This is a genomic window from Niveispirillum sp. KHB5.9, from assembly GCF_048066115.1.
Classification (GTDB): domain Bacteria; phylum Pseudomonadota; class Alphaproteobacteria; order Azospirillales; family Azospirillaceae; genus Niveispirillum.
The window spans coordinates 94,684-112,080 of record NZ_JBLTYX010000021.1 but is presented as its reverse complement, the minus strand read 5'-3'; the positions used below and the strand labels follow the sequence as shown (position 1 = coordinate 112,080).

The following is a 17,397-nucleotide window of genomic DNA, read 5'->3' as shown; positions in this document are numbered from 1 at the left end:
TTGCTTGAAGCCTTTTCCGTCAGGGCTCGCCTTCGCTCGACCTGACCTACAGGGACCGCACCCGCTCCACCCTGTATGGCGACAGGTCGATGCCCGTCGCCCCCGTGGCGATCAGTTCCGCCATGGTCTGGCCCACGCCCGGCCCGATCTGGAAGCCCGAGCCCGAGAAGCCGAAGGCGTAGAACAGTCCGCTGGTGGTGACACTGGGCCCCATCACCGGCAGACTGTCATCCATATAGCCCTCGATCCCCGTCCAGACGCGGATGATGTTCAGCCTGGCCAGGGCCGGGGCCAGCCTTCGCAACTGCTGCATCTGCGTCAGGATATTCTGCGGCTTCACGAAGGACCGATAGGTCTCCGCCACCGCCGGCCCGCGCGTGGACCCGCCCAGGACGATATTGCCGCGCGCCACCTGCCGGAAATAGACGGTTTCGACCTCCAGCGGCGTCATCACCCCCACGGCCGGGGCGATGGCATAGGGCACGGGCTCGGTGACCGACATGGTCGGGCTGCGCGCCGTCAGCTTCACCGGCTCCCCGAACTGCGCCGACAATTCCCCCGCCCAGGCCCCGGCGGTGATCAGCAGCACCGGCGCCCGGAAGGTGCGGCCATCCTTGGCGGTGGCGATGAAATCGGTGTCTTCCTTCACGATATGGCTGATACGGGTGTTCTCGAACACCTGCGCCCCCAGCCGCACCGCCGCCCGGGCGAAGGCCGGTGCCGCCAGACGCGGGTTGGCATGCCCGTCCATGGCGGAATATGAGCCCGCCAGCACATCGGCCCCGAAGAACGGAAACCGGTCGCGCAGCGCATTGCCGGACAGGATTTCCAGATCCAGCCCGTTCTGCCGGGCCTGATCGGCATATTCCTCCATCTTGCCGACATTCTCCGGCCGCTCGCGATAGCAGACGCGGATATGGCCGGACTGGAGATATTCGACATCCGCGCCCAGCAACTGGTTCGCCTGGCGCCAGATTTCCAGCGACCGGTTGGCCAGATGCAGCTGATGGATGGGCCGTCCCTGGCGGCGGACATTGCCGAAATTGGTGCCGCTGGCCTGCCGCCCCACCAGATCGCTTTCGATCAGGGTGACGGACAGCCCATATGTGTGGCGCAGGAAGAAGGCGGCGGATGAACCCATCAGGCCGCCGCCGATGATCAGCACGTCGCTGGTGGTCACGGGATTGGTCATCATTCCGCCTCCCCGATGGCGATGGGCAGCGGCTTCACCGGCGCCTGTCCACGCAGGCGGCCGGCCTCGCAAACGGGGAAATCCCCCTCCGCCGCGATCACCTCCGCCGCCGCATGCCCGCAATAGCGGCCCTGGCAGCGGCCCATGCCGATGCGGCTGAATGCCTTGGCCCGGTTGGCCTCCGCCGCCCCGGTCACCTGCATGGTCCGGCGCAGGTCGCCCACCGTGACGCATTCGCAGCGGCAGAGGATCGTGTCGTCGGCCAGTGCTGCCGCCTGCTGATGCGGCCAGGGAAACGCCCGCGCCAGCCCGCGCGCGAAGCGGCCATAGCGCGCCACCTCGCGGCGCAGCATGATCACCTGGCCTTTGTCCACCGGCAGCCCCAGATCGGAAAGCGCCGCCAGCGCCGCCAGCTTCCCCGATGCTTCCGCCGACCGCGCGCCCAGCACCCGCGCACCGTCACCGGCCAGATAAAGCGGGGTGGGCGCATCCGCCCGCCCGTCGCCATCGCGCACCGGCAGATACTGCCGCGTCAGTTCATCGAAGGCGAATTGGCAGCGGGCCAGATCGGCCAGCTGGGTTTCCGGGCGCAAATGGTATCCCATGGCCACCGCATCCGCCGCGAAACCGCGTTCCGTTCCATCGGGCAGGCGCACGGTAACCCCGGTGATCCCCGCCTGCGCATCGCCCTGGATGGTGACGGGCGTGACACCGGTCAGCAGCGGCACCCCGGCCGCCTTTATGGCGCGGGTCAGCGCGATACCGTTCCACAGCACCGACGGCATGGAAAGCAGGTCGGGAAGGGCGGTCAGCCGCGCCGCAAAGCCCGACGTATCCAGCACGGCGGCAACCTTCGCCCCCGCCTTGATATATTGCGACGCCACCAGATAGAGCAGCGGCCCCGTGCCCAGGAACACGACATTCGCCCCGATCGAACAGGCCTGCGCCTTCAACGCCACCTGCGCCCCGCCCAGGCTGTAGGTGCCCGGCAGGTCCCAGCCCGCCATGGGCATCAGCCGGTCGGTGGCCCCGGTGCACGCGATCAGCGCGTCATATTCGATGGCATCCTGGTTCGTGCCATTGGCCGTCCAGACCTGCCCGTCGGCGATGTTCCAGACCAGGGTCTCCGGCCGGTAATCGATCCGCCCCCGCAGGGCATCGAACCCGTCATGCACGGATTTGGCGCGGTTAGCCTCCGTCCCGTACAGGTCGCCATAGGACCGGATGAAAGTCTCCGGCTGGCGGCGATAGATCTGCCCGCCATCGCGGCGCCCCTCATCGATCACCACCGGCCGGATGCCGGCGGCGACCAGCGTCTCGGCCGCACGGATGCCGGCGGGGCCGGCGCCGACGACAATTACACGCGGTTCGGCCATGATGCCTCCGGCTGCCGGGTGGAAAGGGACATGCCGTCCAGGGCGATGGTCGAACAGGCGCGCAGACGGTGGCCATCGGCCGTCCACACCCAACAATCCTGGCAGGCCCCCATCAGACAGAAGCCGGCCCGGTTGCCATCGGTGAATTCCGACCGGCGCAGGCTGGGACCGTTGGCCAGCATGGCCACCATCAGCGTATCGCCCTCCAGCGCCTGCACGGGGCGCCCATCGACGGTAATGGTGATGGCGGGCCGGCCCTTTTCGGCCAGCCTTACGAAACGCGCTTGCATCACAGTGATCCTTCCAATGCGCCCTCTGGGCGATGGCACAGGATGGTGTTGCCGCCCGGCATGTTGCGCCGGGGCGGGGTGAATTCATCGCACTGTCCGGCCACCCGCGATGTGCAGCGCGGCAGGAAGCGGCAAAGCTCGGCTCCCTTCTTCGCCGCCCCGATGGCGGGCGGGGCGGGCCTGGCCCCCTGTTCCTCCAGCCAGCCCTGGCGCAATTCCGGCACCGACCCGATCAGCAGGTCGGTGTAGGGATGGCGGGCGGCGGCCTCATAGCCCTGGCGCGCCCCGATCTCCACCGGCGTGCCGGCATAGAGCACCAATATGTCGTCGGCGATGGCGCGCACGGTGGCGATGTCATGGCTGATGAACAGGTAGGCCAGCCCCAGCTCCCGCTTCAACTCCGCCAGCAGATCCAGGATGGCAGCGCCAACCACCGTATCCAGCGCCGAGGTGACCTCATCGCACATGATCAGGTCGGGCTTGGCGGCCAGCGCGCGGGCCAGGTTGATGCGCTGCTTCTGCCCGCCCGACAGCCCGCCGCAGGGCCGGTCGGCCAGCCCCGCCGGCAACCGGATCAGGTCCAGCAGTTCCGCCACCCGCCGCTTTGCTGCCTCCCCCTTCAGCTCATGATAGAAGGCAAGCGGCCGCCCGATGATCTCGCCCACGCTGTGCGCGGGGTTCAGCGCCGTATCGGCGTTCTGGAACACCAGCTGGATGCGGCGGAACTGGTCGCGGCTGCGTGCATCCAGGCCGGGGGGCAGGGGGCTGCCATCGAACCTCACGGTCCCCTGTGCCGGTGGCAGCAATCCGGCGATGACACGGGCCAGCGTCGACTTGCCCGACCCGCTCTCCCCGATCACCCCCAGCGTGCCGCCGCGCGCGATGGTCAGGCTGACATCGCGCAGGATGGGGGTGGCGGGCAGGCCATCGCGGCTGATGGGGCCATAGCCGGCGGTCAGCGATTTGATCTCCAGAAGGACTTCCCCCTTTCCGTCATCCCGGCGAAAGCCGGGACCCAGGGGCGGCGTGCCCGACCTGTCGGCAGCGTCGTTGGGTGCGGCGTCCGGGACAGTTCTTGTGGCCCCTGGGTCCCGGCTTTCGCCGGGATGACGGGGCGACGGATGCGCCGCCGCCATCAGCGTCCGCGTATACTCATCCGCCGGCGCCCGCAGCACCTGCGCCGCCGCCCCGTTCTCCCGCACCCGCCCCTTGTTCAGCACCAGGATGGCATCGGCCATCTGGGCGACGACGGCCAGGTCGTGGGAGACATAGACCGCGGTGGCCCCCTGGTCGCGCACGGCCTGTTTGAAGGCGCGCAGCACCTCGATCTGGGTGGTGACGTCCAGCGCCGTGGTCGGCTCGTCCAGGATCACCAGTTCCGGATCGGTGATCAGCGCCATCGCCGCCATCAGCCGCTGCAACTGCCCGCCCGAAAGCTGGTGCGGATACCGCTCGCCGATGGTTTCCGGCTGCGGCAATGCCAGCGACCGGAACAGTCCGATGGCTTTGGTTTCGGCTGCCCGCCGGTCCAGCTTGCCATGGATCAGGGCGGGTTCCACCACCTGGTCCATGATGCGCCGCGACGGGTTGAACGATGCGGCGGCCGACTGCGCGATATAGGACACCCGGTCGCCGCGCAAGCGCGCCAGCCCATCCTCATCCAATCCCAGCACCTGCGTCCCGCCCACCCGCACCGACCCGCCGGAGATGTGGCAGCCCAGGCGGGCATAGCCCATCAGGGCCATGGCGATGGTGGTCTTGCCCGACCCGCTTTCCCCGATCAGGGCCAGCACCCCGCCACGCGGAATGGCGAACCCGACATCATCGACGATCACCGTGTCCCCGGCCGTCACCCGCAGGCCCCGGACCTCGAAATGCATATCCATGCTCATGCCTTCCCCGTCCTGCGCCGACCGCGGCCGGGCAAAGCGTCGATCAGCAGGTTGACGCCCACCGTCAGGGTGGCGATGGCGAGCGCCGGCATCAGGATCGCCGGTGCCGCCTCACCCAGGCCGGAAATATTCTCGCGCACCAGCGACCCCAGATCGGCATCCGGCGGCTGTACGCCGAGGCCCAGGAAGGACAGGCCCGACAGCAGCAGCACGATGAACACGAAGCGCAGGCCGAAATCGGCCAGCATCGGATGGATCATGTTGGGCAATATCTCCCGCAGCGCGATATGGGCCGATCCCTCGCCCCGGCAGCGCGCCACCAGCACATAATCCATCTGCGCCAGATTGACGGCGATCGAGCGGGCGATGCGGAAGGCGCCGGGGACATAGGTGACGGACGCCACCAGCAGCAAGAGCGGCAGGGAAGAGCCGACCACCGCCACCAGCACCAGGGAGAATATCTTGGACGGGATGGAAATCAGCGTATCCATGAAGCGGCTGACACCCTCATCCAGCCAGCGCGGGCCGACGGCGGTCAGCAGCGCCAGGGCGGTGCCCGTACTGCTGGCCACCAATGCTGCGGCCAGCGCCAGCCCGACGGAATATCGCGCCCCGGTCAACAGGCGGCTCAGCACATCCCGGCCCAGATAATCGCTGCCCAGCAGGTGAGGACCGGTGAAGCCGGCGAACACGTCCTGGGCCACGAAGGCGCCGGGATCATACGGCGCCAGCAGCGGCCCGAACAAAGCCAGGAACAGCCAGAACAGCACCAGCGACAGGCCGACCCGGCCGCTACCCGACAAATTTTGGATGAAATGTCTCATCGGTTACGCAGCCTCGGGTTGGCCAGGATGGCGACCGTGTCGGCCACCAGCACCAGCAGCAGATATGCCGCACAGAAGATCATGGCGCAGGCCTGCAAAAGCGGCATGTCGCGGCTGGTGACGGCATTGACCATCAGGCTGGCCAGACCCGGATAATTGAAGATCGTCTCCACGATGATCGCCCCGCCCAAGAGATAGGACAGCGACAGGGCCATGGCATTGACGATGGGGCCGATGGCATTGGGCAGCACATGGGTCAGCACCACCCGCGCCGGCTTGATCCCCTTCAGCAGCGCCATTTCCACGTAAGCCTGGTTCAGCTGCTGGATGATGGCGGCCCGCGTCATCCGCGCCATCTGGGCGATGACGATCACCGACAGCGACAGGATGGGCATGGCGAGCGCGCGCAGCACATCGACGAACCCGGCATTGGCGGGGATCAGCGCGATCGACGGCAGCCAGCGCAGCTGCACCGCGAACAACAGCACGGCCAGCGTGGCGATGAGGAATTCCGGTACCGCCACCATGGACAGCGTGGCGATGTTCAGCCCGCGGTCCAGGCGGCTGTCGCGATGCATGGCCGACAGGATGCCGATGGTCAGCGCCACGGGCACGCAGACCAGGGCGGTCAACGCCGCCAGCAGCAGCGAATTGGGCAGGCGCGAGGCGATGACATCGCCCACCGGCAGGTTGGCCACCATGGAAAAGCCGGGATCACCGGTCAGCATCCCGCCCAGCCAGCGCAGGTAACGTTCCGGTGCCGGCCGGTCCAGCCCGAATTTCTCGCGCAGCGCCGTCACGGCCTCTGCCGTCGCACTCTGGCCCAGCATCTCCTGGGCCGCATCACCGGGCAGCATCTGGGCGATGGAGAAGACGACGATGGAGACCAGGAACAGGGTCAGCAGGCCCGATGCCAGGCGTTTGCCGACCAGGGGCAGGGCGGTGGCCAGCAGGCTCCTTGTCGCGGGTCCGGCCATGGTTCAGCCCTCCCACCAGACATGTTCGGGGAAACGATATCCCATCATGCCGCCGATCGGCACAGGCACCAGGCCCTTCAGGCGCTGGTCGTAACCGTCGATCTGGTTGATGAAAACCGGCACGACGGTGCCGCAATGGTCGCGCGCGATCTCCTGCATCTCGCCATAGATTTCCTTGCGCAGGCCCTCGTCACCTTGCGCGCGGGCTTCCAGCAGCAGCCGGTCGAACCGTTCATTCTTCCAGCCGCTTTCGTTCCACGCGGCATCGGACTTGTAGAACAGGCTGAACACCAGATCGGCGGTGGGGCGCGGGTTGGTATTGCCGAAGCAGAGCGGGTGCTTCATCCAGTGCGTGGACCAGTAGCCGTCGGCCGGCATGCGGTTGACCGCGAACCTCACCCCCACCCGCGCGCCATATTCCTGCAGCACCGACGCCATATCCACCGACCCTTCCGCCGCCGGGCTGGCATAGATCGGCAGGGGCGTGGAGGGCAGGTTGGCGCGGGCGAAATGGTAACGCGCCTTGTCCAGGTCCAACTCCCGTTGCAGCAGGTCGGCGCGGTAATAGGGATGGATGGGCGGGATCGGGTGGTCATTGCCCAGCACGGCGAAATCGCGGAACAGGGCGCGCTTGATCAGCTGCCGGTCGAACAGGTGCTTCATGCCCAGCACGAAGTCCGGATTGCCCGTGGGCACGCCGTCCTGGCGCATGATCAGGTTGGTATAAAGCCCCGACGGGGTTTCCAGCAGGGCATGGGTGCCGCTGTCGCGTACACGCCGCGCCGAACGCGGGTTCACGGCATTGATCAGGTGGACGTCACCGGACAGCAGCGCATTGACCCGCGCCACCTCATCCGGAATGCCGATCAGTTCAAGTGAGTCCAGATACGGCTTGCCGGGCCTGAAATAATCCTCGTTGCGCACGCCCATGGTGCGCACGCCCGGCTGGAACAGGCGGCAGCGGAAGGGGCCGGTGCCGTTGGCACTGGTGAAATCCGTGGTCCCGGCCTTGATGATCATGAAATGCGACTGCGCCAGGATGGAGGGCAGGTCGACATTCGGGCCGGTCAGCACGATCTCCACATCGCGCGGCGACACCGCCCGCACCGATGCGATCTGCGACGCGATGGGCCGGACCTTCGATCCCGTCGCCGGGTCGCGGTGGCGCAGCAGGGAATAGACCACGTCATCGGCGGTCAGGGTGCTGCCATCATGGAAGCGCACGCCCGACCGCAGGGTGGCATGCCAGGTGATCTGGTCGGCACTGTCCAGGCTTTCCGCCAGACAGGGCTGGGCACGCAGCTGCGCGTCATAGTCGGTCAGCGCATTGTAGAACATGGCGTGACGAACATAGTCGGTGGACAAGGCCCCCTTGGCCGGGTCCAGCGTGTCGCCGGTGGAACTGGACATGGTGGCGGCCCGCACATGGCCGCCGGTGCGCGGCTGGGCCATGGCCGGCAGCCAGGGACCCAGCCCGGCGGCAAGGCCCGCACCCACCAGCATCTGGCGTCGGGAAAGGCGCATCGGGCCCCTCAATGCAGGATGTCCTGGATACGGTAATACAGGCCGACCAGCGGCAGGAACCAGGGCTTGCCCAGATGGCCCGGCACAGGCGGCCAGTACAGGTCTGCCCAGGGATTGGCGGTGATATCGCCATTCATCACCCGCGCCATGCGCTGGCCCATATGCACGGCCATCTGCGTGCCATGGCCGCTATAGCCCATGGCGTAGAAGATGCCGTCATGCTCCCCGGCGCGCGGCAGCCGGTCGGCGGTCAGGTCGACCATGCCGCCCCAGCAATAATCCACCTTCACGTCGCGCAATGCCGGGAACAGGCTGCGCATCGTGCTGTCCAGGATGCGCCCGCTCTTGGCATCCGACAGCGGGTCCGACACGGCAAACCGCGCCCGCCCGCCGAACACCAGCCGATTATCCGGGGTCAGACGGAAATAGTTGCCGATATTCTTGCTGGTCACATAGTTGCGCCGGCCGGGGAACAGCTCCGCCGTGACGCTTTGCGCCAGCGGCTCCGTCGTGATCACGAAGGACCCGACCGACACGATGCGCCGCCGGAACCAGCCGAACGGACCGACCGGGCTGGCGCCACCCGTGGCGACCAGCACCTGGGCGGCCCGGATAGAACCCCTTGGCGTGGTCAGTTCCCACCCGCCGCCGGCCACCCGCGCCAGCCCGGTGACGGCGGCATTCTCATGGATGACGGCACCCTTGCGCGCCGCCGCCTCGGCCAGACCAACCCCGAAACGCCCGACATGCAGCTGGGCGGAACTGGTCTGCAACAGCCCGCCATGAAAGGCATCGGCCTTGATCTCGGCCGAGAGGTCGGCACGCGACAGCAGGTGGATATTGGCATCGACCCTGGACAGGCTTTCCGCCGCCCGCGCCAGCTTGTCATAATGTTCAGGCTTGGCCGCCAGTTTCAGCCGGCCGGAGCGGCGGAAGGAACAGTCGATCCCTTCCTCCCGCGCCAGCCGCTCCACATCATCCACGGCATCGACATGCGCCTGGTAATAGGCGCGCGCCGTGTCAAACCCGAAACGCCCGACCAGTGCGGCGAAATCATGCGCCGTGCCGCTGTTGCACTGGCCGCCATTACGCCCCGACGCCTCCCCCACCACGCGGCCGGCTTCCAGCACGGCCACGCTCGCCCCGCGACGGGTCAGCGCCAGGGCCGCCGACAGGCCGGTGAAACCGCCGCCGATGATGGCGACATCCACCCGCCCCTCCACGGGACCGGCCGCCGCATCCGTGAAGGGCGGGGTACTGTCCAGCCAGTAGGAGGTGGTCTGCGGCAGGGTCATTTGGGATGTCACCGGGGTTGGGGGAAGGGGGAAAACCACATTTCTCGTCATCCCGGCGAAAGCCGGGATGACGGAAAATTTAGTATTTAGAGACCCAGCAGCGCTGGCAGGATGCCGATATGCGGGATTTCATAGTCGCGATAATTCGGGTTGGTCGGCTCATGCCCGCGGGCCACGAAGACGCGGGCGCCGAAGCCCAGGTCGGTGGCGCTGTTCTGGTCGTACCGGAAGCTGGAGGAGACATGCATCATCTCCTCCGGGCCGCAACCCAGCTGGTCGAACATGTACTCGAACGCCTGGAAGCGCGGCTTGTAGGCCTGGGCCTGCTGGGCCGTATAGACCCGGTGGAACGGAGCGCCCAGCAGGGCCACATTATGGTGGATCTGGTCGTTCATGGCGTTGGACAGGATGACCAGCGGGATCTCCTTGGCCACCTTCGACAGGCCTTCGGCCACATCGGCATGCGGGCCCCAGGTCGGCACCGCCTCATAGATGCGCCGTGCCTCCTCCGGGCGGAACTCCACCTTCCATTTCTTCGCCGTGCGCTGCAGGGAATTATGGATCACCTCCGCATAGGGCTTCCAGGCGCCCAGCACCTCGTCCAGGCGGTAGGCTGAGAAATCCTTGCAGAAACGGTCCATGTCGCTAGGCGCGATACGGTCGGCGAACATCTCCCGCGCCATTTCCGACATGCGGAAGCGGGTCAGGGTGCCGTAGCAGTCGAAGGAGATGTATTTGGGCCGGAAGCTGGCCATGGCTGTCGTCTTTCCGTTGAAGCGGTGGAGAAGATCGGGAGGGGCGGTCACGCCCCCTGCACGAGTGATATTAGGACATGGGGTGATCGGAACTTCCCTCCGAAAGCGGAAGGGAGACGGCAGGGAATGCGGATTTTCACGTCGGGGCTACGGCATGTTGTGCCGGGGGTTTTCGGGGGTGATCATGTCTGTTTCCCCCGCGAAAGTTTAGGCTGTGAGGGTTTCCGCTCTCTCCACCGTCACCCCGGCGGAAGCCGGGGCCCAGGTGACAAGCGCTGTGCTCTACGACTTGGGCCCAGGCTTCCGCCGGGGTGACGGTGGAGAGAATGGCGACGATGGTGCCCAAGAGCTCTACAGAGGCCTCAAATTCCTTAATATCCGCGATCCCGATCCACCTCGCCCGCCATCGCCAGCCCCGCCTTATGCCGCACGATATTGGCGATCAGCACATCCGCCGAACTGTCGTCACGGGTACGGCTGGCCACATGCGGGGTCAGCCAGATGCGGGGATGGCGCCAGAACGGATGGTCGGCCGGCGCCGGCTCGACATTCAGCACATCGATGATGGCGGCCGACAATTGACCCGCCTCCAGGGCGGGGATCAGGTCATCCTCCACCAGATGCCCGCCGCGCCCGACATTGATGATGGCGGCACCGCGCGGCAGAAGAGCGAAACTTTTGCGGCACAAAATGCCGCGCGTCTCCCCGGTCAGCGGCAGCAGGCAGACCAGGATGTCGCAGGCCCCCAGAAACGCCGGCATCGCATCCGCCCCGGCATAGGTTCGCACCCCCTCCACCGCCGCACCCGACCGGCTCCACCCCGACAGCTGAAACCCTAACGGCCGCAATGCCGCCAGCGATGCCCGGCCCAGATTGCCCAGCCCCATGACCCCCACCCGCCGCCGCGTGGCCGCCGCCGGCACCAGCGGCGCCCAGCGTTGTTCTCCCTGGGCTTGGCGGTAATGCGGCAGGTCGCGGTGCAGCGACAGGACGGACAGGCAGACGAACTCCACCATGCTTTCCGTCAGGCCGGGATCCAGCATGCGCACCACCCGCACATGGGGTGGCACCTGCGTCAGGTCCAGCTGATCCACCCCGGCCCCGACGGAGAACAGCACCTCCAGGTTCGGCAGGCTTTCCATCAACTCGCGCGTCACCGTCCACGCGGCGAGATAGCGGATATCGGCCGCATCCCCGACCTCCGGCCAGGTACGGAACTCCACCTCGGGCACCTGCCGGGCAAACGCCGCGCGCCAGATCTGGCCACGGGTGGGGTCGGATTTGAACAGAAAGGCCATGGTCGCCGCCTTTTCATAAAAAACCCCCGCCCAGGGGAACCGACGGGCGGGGGTGGAAGTCTGGCATGGATGGGGGAGGGGGGAATTAGAAACTGTAACTCACCCGTCCCGTCACCGTGCGCGGCGTACCCGGCGCCACCCACAGGCGGGCATAGGAGCTGGCGTAATAGCGCTTGTCGAACAGGTTGTTCACATCAACCGACAGCTTGATCTGCTCCGTCGGCTCATATGAGGCCAGCAGCTTCACCAGGGTGTAGGAGGGGAGGTAGAAATTCACCCCCGTCTCGCCCAGCCGCTTGGAGACATGGTTGATGCCGCCGCCGATGCTGGCCGTGCCCGTGCCCACCTCGAAATCCTTGAACAGCAGGATGTTGGCCTGGTGCTTGGGCACATTGATCAGCGGGGAGCCTTCCAGCACCGCGAGGTTGAAGTTGGGATCACGGAAATCCTCCGCCACCTCGGCATCCGTATAGGCATAGGTGACGAACAGGCGGCTGTCGGCCGGCAGCTTGGCGTTCAGATCGAATTCCAGGCCCTTGGACCGGGCGGAGCCGACAGCGATGGAGAAGCCGGCATTGGCCGGGTCCGCCGTCAGCACATTGGTCTTCTTCATCGTATAGAGCGATACGGTGCCGTTCAGCCTTCCATCCTCGCTCTCATACTTGGCACCGACCTCGTACGACTTGGACTTTTCCGGCTCGAACAGCGCGCCGGCGAAGCTGGCGCCGCTATTGGGCCGGAAACCCTTGCCATAGCCGGCATAGAACGACACCTCGTCCGTCACGGCATAGACCAGGCCGGCCTGGGGATTGAATTCCTTGTAGGTTCGCTCGCCAGGATTGATGGCGGACAGGGCGGCGGCCCGGTTCAGCAGGCTGCGGCTGAAATCGTCGTAACGGCCGCCAAACCGGATCTTGAACTGTTCGGTGATGTCGATCTGGTCCTGGAGATAGATGCCCCAGGCGTCCTGCTTCTCATAGGTGTTGGTGACGGTGGCCGTCGGCGTGGGCAGGTTGCCATAGGCGGGCGCGAACACATCGATGGCATTCAGGCCCGCCGTGATGGCGCCGCCCGTCGCGAAGGCGCCGGGACGGTAGCGCAGCTGGAACTGGTCGATGTTGAACTTGTCCCAGTCCGCACCCGCGATCAGGTGATGGGTCAGGCCACCGGTCTGGAACGTGCCCGACAGTTCACCGCGCAGCACCGAATGCTCGGTATCGTAATCGCGCTGGCGGCGCTGACGCGACAGATAGCGGTTGGTGCTGTAGAGCGGCTGTCGGCCGCTGGCCAGTTCCGCCTCGGTCGAGAAACCCTCGAACGAGGTTTCCTTGTAGCTGCCGCCCAGCAGCAGGGACCAGTCGTCATTCAGATCATGCTGCAACTGCACCTGGTGACCCAGCACGTCGATATTGATCGGGCCGTCCCCCGGCTCGCCCAGGAAGCGGGAGAGGGGCAGGGCACCCAGATCGCCGTTCACGGCCACGATACCGCGATCGAACGGCACATCCTGGTCGACATATTCCATCTCATAGGAAAGGGTCGTGCCCTCGGTCAGCACGGCCAGGATGGAAGGCGACGCGACCAGCTTCTTGCTGTCCAAGGTATCGCGGAAGCTGCCCGCATCCTCGTAGGCCGCGTTCAGGCGGATGGCGATGCTTTCCGTGACCGGGCCGGTGATATCACCCTCGACCCGGTAGGTGTCGTAGGAACCGGCGGATGCGGCGACGCTGCCCTTGGTCTTGAATTCCGGCTTCTTGGTGATGATGTTGACCGTGCCGCCGGGCTCGCCGCGGCCGAACAGGGCGGAATTGGGGCCCTTCAGCACCTCGATCCGCTCCACGTTCGATGCATCGCGGGGGCCGCCATAGCCACGGCCACCATTGAAGCCGTTGACCAGGAAGCCGCTGGGGAAATTCTCGTCACCGGCGAAGCCGCGCACGGCAAAACTGTCCCACAGGCCGCCGAAATTATTCTGCTTGGCGATGCCGGACGCCAGCTCCAGGGCGCCTTCCAGCTTGACCACGCCCAGGTCCTGCAACAGCTCGCCATCCAGCACCTGGATGGATTGCGGCGTGTCCTTCAGGGCCACGTCGCCGCGATAGGCCTGACGCTGGCCCACCACGATGATCTCCTCCAGGGCGCTTTCGGCCTGCTGGGCGGTTGCTGCCGGCACAAGCGCGGCACAGGCGACGGTGGCGGCAAGCGCCAGGCGGAATCGATTGGAACGGTACATCGTTGATCCCCTTTGTGAAGCTGCTTCCGCTGTTCATTGTTCGCGGCTTGGCCCGTGCCGGGCCGTTGAATTCCAACGCCGCCTGTTATGTTATAACGTTCCTCGTGGGCAAGGCCTTTTTTGAGTGACCCGAGGCCTTTTTCCCTTCACCCATTAACCTTAGCCGCTTCGGCAGATATGTTTGGTCGAAGCGGCCGGTTGCCACGGTGTGTTGTTTTGTTGTGGGGCCAGGGCGCGCTTTAAAATGCCGGGGAGTTTTTGGGCGCCCATGCTGAAATATTCAGAGGTACTTCAGCCACCAGATGTCGCGGCGGCGCTGCTTGAGGCCCGCGAACCAGCGGGTGGGCAGGTACAGCGGCACCAGCAGGATGGCGACCCAGATCCAGACGGTGGAGACATTGTCGACGCCGAAGAACTGGCCCTTGTTCAAGCCATAGATGGCCACGGCCACCAGATACAGCGCCTTCAGCACATAGAGGTGCAGGAGGTAGAAGAACATGGGCGCGCCACCGAACATGGCCAGGTACGGCATCAGGCGGCTGTCCTGGTACTTCTCGAACAAGGCCAGCAGCAGGACGCCGGCACCGACCGTGGGCAGCAGGAACAGCAGCGACGGCGGATATTTGGTCAGAGACAGGAAGGCCATCACGGTATGCAGGCCATCGACGCCCGTCACCCACGGCTTGTCGCCATAGACATTCAGCGTCCGGATCACCACGAACCCGACCAGCATGCCCGCACCCAGCAGGATCAGCCGGCGGCGACGGACCAGGGCGTCGCTGCCCCGCGCGAACCAGGGCCCGGTGGCATAGCCCAGCAGGATCACCCCGATCCAGGGCAGGATGGGATATGTCGTCTTGGCGATCAGGCCGCCGCCCAGGTCGATCACCGCGCGCTGATGCAGCACGGCCCAGACCTCGTAGAACGCATCGCCGGGCGCCAGCCGGATCGGGTCCAGCAGATTATGCCCCAGCACGATGGCCAGCCCGAGGACGATCTGGACCACGCGCGGCAGATGCAGCAGGCCGGCCAGCGCGATCATCGATAGGCCGATCGCCCAGATCACCTGCAGCCAGAAGGTCTGCGGCGGGAACTGTGCCGACCAGGCGAAACCGACGAAACTCAGTTCCAGGAAGATCAGGAACAGACCGCGCTTCAGAAGGAACATCGAGGTTTCGGCCTTGCTGTGCGACTGGCCATAGAGCCAGGCCGACAGGCCGGTCAGCGCCACGAAGGTCGGTGCGCAGAAGGTGGAGAGAAGCCGGGTGAAGAACAGGGCCGGATCGACCGTGGCGGCATCCACCGGGTCCGACACCTGCATATGCAGGAACCAGGTCTCGCGCACATGGTCGACCAGCATGAACACCATGACCAGCCCGCGCAGCGCGTCGATGGCCACCAGCCGCGCCTGCGCCTTGGCAGCGGCCCCGATCCTGGCGATGGCGGGTGCGGTATCCGCACCGGTGATGCTGGTCATGCCCGTATTCCCGTTCTCTGATCCGCGCCTTTTATACGGCGTCTGGGATCAGAGTAACCCGCCGCATGGTGCGGATATGCGGATTTGGCCGGTGGGGCGGTGGATGCTGCCGTATTGGGCGGAGCGGACGGCAGCGACTTTATTTCGACATTCATCGAAATATCTCTTGCGCGGCGATAATAATTCGATGATTATCGAAATATGGAACAGACACAAGCTATCGACGCGCTGGGTGCCCTGGCACAGGCCACGCGGCTGGATATTTTCCGGCTGCTGGTTCGGGTGGGGCCGGTCGGACTGAATGCGGGGGAGATCGCCGAACGCCTGGGCGTCGGCGCCTCCACCCTGTCGCATCATCTGGCCAGCCTGGAACGGGCGGGGCTGCTACGCTCCTGGCGGGTGCAGCGGCAGATCTTCTATGCCACCGACTATGACGGGACGCGGCGCCTGCTTTCCTTCCTGATGGAGGATTGCTGCCAGGGCCGGCCCGAACTGTGCGGGGACATGGCGGGCGCGGCGGCCTGTGTCACCGAACAACCGGAGAGCCAAAATGAAGCGCCTGCACCTGCATGTGGCTGTTGACGATATCGCCGCGTCCATCCGTTTCTATTCCACCCTGTTCGCGGCGGAACCCAGCGTGCGCAAGGATAACTACGCCAAATGGCTGCTGGACGACCCGCGCGTGAATTTCGCCATCAGCGTCCGGGGGCAGACGGGCGTGGAACATCTGGGCATCCAGGTGGACAGCGCCGATGAGCTGGCGGAGGTCTATGGCCGCCTGAAACAGGCCGACCGTCCGGTGCTGGAAGAGGGCCACACCACCTGCTGCTATGCGAAGTCGGAGAAATCCTGGATCACCGATCCGGCCGGCATCGCCTGGGAAGTGTTCCACACCTATGGCGGCAGCGCCACCTATGGCGGGGGTGCGGTGGCCATCGATCCGCGCCTGGCCTCCACCGCCGCACTGGCTGCCGCCCCCGCCGCATCGGCATGCTGCGGCCCTGCCGCCTGACCCTTCAAATTCCTGTCTGCTGGAGTTTTGCCATGGTGGACACCCCTGTTCACACCGTGCTGTTCCTGTGCACCCATAACAGCGCCCGGTCGGTGATGGCGGAAGCCATCCTGAACCGGATGGGCCAGGGCCGTTTCCAGGCGTTCAGCGCCGGCAGCCATCCGTCGGGCCGCATCAATCCCTTCGTGCATGACCTGCTGGTGCGGCTGGGCCATGACCTGTCGGGGGCGCGGTCCAAGGATTGGGCGGAATTCGCCCGGCCCGGCGCCCCGCACCTGGATTTCATCATCACCGTCTGCGACCAGGCGGCCGGAGAGGTCTGTCCGGTCTGGCCGGGCCAGCCGATGACGGCGCATTGGGGCTTTCCCGATCCGTCCGGCGCCACCGGCACGGATGCGGAAAAGGCGGCCTTCACCGCCGATATCTACCGCATGATCGAACGCCGGCTGGGCATCTTCACCAGCCTGCCGCTGGCCGCACTGGACCGCATGGCCTTGAAGCGCCGGCTGGACCTGATGGGCCGGGAAGGGCAGGCATGACGGCACCCCGTCTGGGCGTGGCATTGCTGGCCGAAGGGCTGGGCACCGCCCTGCTGCTGGCCGCTGTCGTCGGCTCCGGGGTGATGGCCGAACGGCTGGCGGGCGGCAACATGGCCGTCGCCCTGCTGGCCAATGCCGTCGCCACGGGGGCCGCCCTGGTGGCGCTGATCCAGAGTTTCGGCCCGCTGTCCGGCGCGCATTTCAATCCCATCGTCAGCCTGGGTCTGGCCGCGACCGGTCTTTTCCCCCGGTCGCGGGTGGCACCCTATATCGCCGTGCAGATGGTCGGCGCGGTGCTGGGCGTGATCCTGGCCCACGCCATGTTCGACCTCGGCCTTGTGCAGATATCGCAAAAGGCGCGCAGCGGCGGCGGGCAATGGCTGTCGGAAGCGGTGGCCGGCTTCATGCTGCTGACCGTGATCCTGCGCGGCCTGCGCGGCGGCAACCCGTCATCCTTGCCCTATGGCGTGGCGCTGACCGTGGTCGCCGGCTACTGGTACACGGCCAGCACCAGCTTCGCCAATCCGGCCGTCACCCTGGCCCGCAGCCTGACCGACAGTTTCGCCGGCATCCGGCCGGTTGATGTGCCGGCTTTCATGATGGCGCAAGGCGCGGGGGCCCTGGCTTCCGTCATCCTGGATCGTGTTTGCCGCCGCTGGATTTAATTTCCATAAGATAGATTATCAATTTTTTTATGTAGGCCTACGTCATCC

16 protein-coding genes are annotated in these 17,397 nt (G+C 66.1%); 4 read left to right on the top strand and 12 right to left on the bottom strand.

What is annotated here, in order from left to right:
- Window positions 1-46: 46 nt before the first annotated feature.
- The 12 genes from ACM9HJ_RS25545 to ACM9HJ_RS25490 form a co-directional block, all read right to left on the bottom strand.
- Window positions 47-1,195 (bottom strand): NAD(P)/FAD-dependent oxidoreductase, encoded by a 1,149-nt coding sequence (locus ACM9HJ_RS25545; protein WP_416574614.1) that lies wholly within the window; start codon window positions 1,193-1,195, stop codon window positions 47-49.
- Window positions 1,192-2,568 carry an FAD-dependent oxidoreductase gene (locus ACM9HJ_RS25540; RefSeq protein WP_416574613.1) on the bottom strand — a complete coding sequence of 459 codons (1,377 nt, stop codon included), beginning with the start codon at window positions 2,566-2,568 and terminating at the stop codon, window positions 1,192-1,194. Before ACM9HJ_RS25540 ends, ACM9HJ_RS25545 begins: the two co-directional genes overlap by 4 nt.
- Complete coding sequence (locus ACM9HJ_RS25535; RefSeq protein WP_416574612.1) at window positions 2,550-2,858, bottom strand: (2Fe-2S)-binding protein; 309 nt, start codon at window positions 2,856-2,858, stop codon at window positions 2,550-2,552. The genes ACM9HJ_RS25540 and ACM9HJ_RS25535 overlap by 19 nt, the downstream gene beginning before the upstream one ends.
- Window positions 2,858-4,750 (bottom strand): ABC transporter ATP-binding protein, encoded by a 1,893-nt coding sequence (locus tag ACM9HJ_RS25530; RefSeq protein ID WP_416574611.1) that lies wholly within the window; start codon window positions 4,748-4,750, stop codon window positions 2,858-2,860. The genes ACM9HJ_RS25535 and ACM9HJ_RS25530 overlap by 1 nt, the downstream gene beginning before the upstream one ends.
- A complete protein-coding gene (locus ACM9HJ_RS25525) occupies window positions 4,747-5,574 on the bottom strand; it encodes an ABC transporter permease (protein WP_416574610.1) in 828 nt (275 codons plus the stop codon). Before ACM9HJ_RS25525 ends, ACM9HJ_RS25530 begins: the two co-directional genes overlap by 4 nt.
- Window positions 5,571-6,551 (bottom strand): ABC transporter permease, encoded by a 981-nt coding sequence (locus tag ACM9HJ_RS25520; protein WP_416574609.1) that lies wholly within the window; start codon window positions 6,549-6,551, stop codon window positions 5,571-5,573. The genes ACM9HJ_RS25525 and ACM9HJ_RS25520 overlap by 4 nt, the downstream gene beginning before the upstream one ends.
- 3 nt (window positions 6,552-6,554) lie before the next feature.
- Window positions 6,555-8,075 carry an ABC transporter substrate-binding protein gene (locus ACM9HJ_RS25515; protein ID WP_416574608.1) on the bottom strand — a complete coding sequence of 507 codons (1,521 nt, stop codon included), beginning with the start codon at window positions 8,073-8,075 and terminating at the stop codon, window positions 6,555-6,557.
- 8 nt (window positions 8,076-8,083) lie between these two features.
- On the bottom strand, window positions 8,084-9,370 hold the full coding sequence (locus ACM9HJ_RS25510) for an NAD(P)/FAD-dependent oxidoreductase (protein WP_416574607.1): 1,287 nt from the start codon (window positions 9,368-9,370) through the stop codon (window positions 8,084-8,086).
- 86 nt (window positions 9,371-9,456) lie between these two features.
- Window positions 9,457-10,125: a haloacid dehalogenase type II gene (locus tag ACM9HJ_RS25505; RefSeq protein WP_416574606.1), complete on the bottom strand. Its 669-nt coding sequence runs from the start codon at window positions 10,123-10,125 to the stop codon at window positions 9,457-9,459.
- A 371-nt stretch (window positions 10,126-10,496) separates the two neighbouring features.
- Entirely contained in the window at window positions 10,497-11,423 is a 927-nt protein-coding gene (locus tag ACM9HJ_RS25500; protein WP_416574605.1) for a 2-hydroxyacid dehydrogenase, read from the bottom strand.
- Between the two features lie 85 nt (window positions 11,424-11,508).
- A complete protein-coding gene (locus ACM9HJ_RS25495) occupies window positions 11,509-13,656 on the bottom strand; it encodes a TonB-dependent siderophore receptor (protein ID WP_416574604.1) in 2,148 nt (715 codons plus the stop codon).
- A gap of 280 nt (window positions 13,657-13,936) precedes the next feature.
- Complete coding sequence (locus tag ACM9HJ_RS25490; RefSeq protein WP_416574603.1) at window positions 13,937-15,133, bottom strand: DUF1624 domain-containing protein; 1,197 nt, start codon at window positions 15,131-15,133, stop codon at window positions 13,937-13,939.
- A gap of 201 nt (window positions 15,134-15,334) precedes the next feature.
- On the opposite strand from ACM9HJ_RS25490, the gene ACM9HJ_RS25485 reads away from it, so the two are divergent.
- The 4 genes from ACM9HJ_RS25485 to ACM9HJ_RS25470 are packed head-to-tail and all read left to right on the top strand — an operon-like array spanning window position 15,335 to window position 17,349.
- Window positions 15,335-15,715 carry an ArsR/SmtB family transcription factor gene (locus ACM9HJ_RS25485; protein ID WP_416574602.1) on the top strand — a complete coding sequence of 127 codons (381 nt, stop codon included), beginning with the start codon at window positions 15,335-15,337 and terminating at the stop codon, window positions 15,713-15,715.
- Complete coding sequence (locus ACM9HJ_RS25480) at window positions 15,684-16,145, top strand: ArsI/CadI family heavy metal resistance metalloenzyme (protein ID WP_416574601.1); 462 nt, start codon at window positions 15,684-15,686, stop codon at window positions 16,143-16,145. The genes ACM9HJ_RS25485 and ACM9HJ_RS25480 overlap by 32 nt, the downstream gene beginning before the upstream one ends.
- A 32-nt stretch (window positions 16,146-16,177) precedes the next feature.
- A complete protein-coding gene (locus tag ACM9HJ_RS25475; RefSeq protein WP_416574600.1) occupies window positions 16,178-16,684 on the top strand; it encodes an arsenate reductase ArsC in 507 nt (168 codons plus the stop codon).
- Entirely contained in the window at window positions 16,681-17,349 is a 669-nt protein-coding gene (locus ACM9HJ_RS25470; RefSeq protein WP_416574599.1) for an aquaporin, read from the top strand. Before ACM9HJ_RS25475 ends, ACM9HJ_RS25470 begins: the two co-directional genes overlap by 4 nt.
- The last annotated feature ends 48 nt before the right edge of the window (window positions 17,350-17,397 follow it).

Coding starts and splice junctions, on each gene's coding strand:
- ACM9HJ_RS25545 (WP_416574614.1), bottom strand. CDS start 1,195: ATGATGACCAATCCCGTGACCACCAGCGACGTGCTGATCATCGGCGGC.
- ACM9HJ_RS25540 (WP_416574613.1), bottom strand. CDS start 2,568: ATGGCCGAACCGCGTGTAATTGTCGTCGGCGCCGGCCCCGCCGGCATC.
- ACM9HJ_RS25535 (WP_416574612.1), bottom strand. CDS start 2,858: ATGCAAGCGCGTTTCGTAAGGCTGGCCGAAAAGGGCCGGCCCGCCATC.
- ACM9HJ_RS25530 (WP_416574611.1), bottom strand. CDS start 4,750: ATGAGCATGGATATGCATTTCGAGGTCCGGGGCCTGCGGGTGACGGCC.
- ACM9HJ_RS25525 (WP_416574610.1), bottom strand. CDS start 5,574: ATGAGACATTTCATCCAAAATTTGTCGGGTAGCGGCCGGGTCGGCCTG.
- ACM9HJ_RS25520 (WP_416574609.1), bottom strand. CDS start 6,551: ATGGCCGGACCCGCGACAAGGAGCCTGCTGGCCACCGCCCTGCCCCTG.
- ACM9HJ_RS25515 (WP_416574608.1), bottom strand. CDS start 8,075: ATGCGCCTTTCCCGACGCCAGATGCTGGTGGGTGCGGGCCTTGCCGCC.
- ACM9HJ_RS25510 (WP_416574607.1), bottom strand. CDS start 9,370: ATGACCCTGCCGCAGACCACCTCCTACTGGCTGGACAGTACCCCGCCC.
- ACM9HJ_RS25505 (WP_416574606.1), bottom strand. CDS start 10,125: ATGGCCAGCTTCCGGCCCAAATACATCTCCTTCGACTGCTACGGCACC.
- ACM9HJ_RS25500 (WP_416574605.1), bottom strand. CDS start 11,423: ATGGCCTTTCTGTTCAAATCCGACCCCACCCGTGGCCAGATCTGGCGC.
- ACM9HJ_RS25495 (WP_416574604.1), bottom strand. CDS start 13,656: ATGTACCGTTCCAATCGATTCCGCCTGGCGCTTGCCGCCACCGTCGCC.
- ACM9HJ_RS25490 (WP_416574603.1), bottom strand. CDS start 15,133: ATGACCAGCATCACCGGTGCGGATACCGCACCCGCCATCGCCAGGATC.
- ACM9HJ_RS25485 (WP_416574602.1), top strand. CDS start 15,335: ATGGAACAGACACAAGCTATCGACGCGCTGGGTGCCCTGGCACAGGCC.
- ACM9HJ_RS25480 (WP_416574601.1), top strand. CDS start 15,684: ATGAAGCGCCTGCACCTGCATGTGGCTGTTGACGATATCGCCGCGTCC.
- ACM9HJ_RS25475 (WP_416574600.1), top strand. CDS start 16,178: ATGGTGGACACCCCTGTTCACACCGTGCTGTTCCTGTGCACCCATAAC.
- ACM9HJ_RS25470 (WP_416574599.1), top strand. CDS start 16,681: ATGACGGCACCCCGTCTGGGCGTGGCATTGCTGGCCGAAGGGCTGGGC.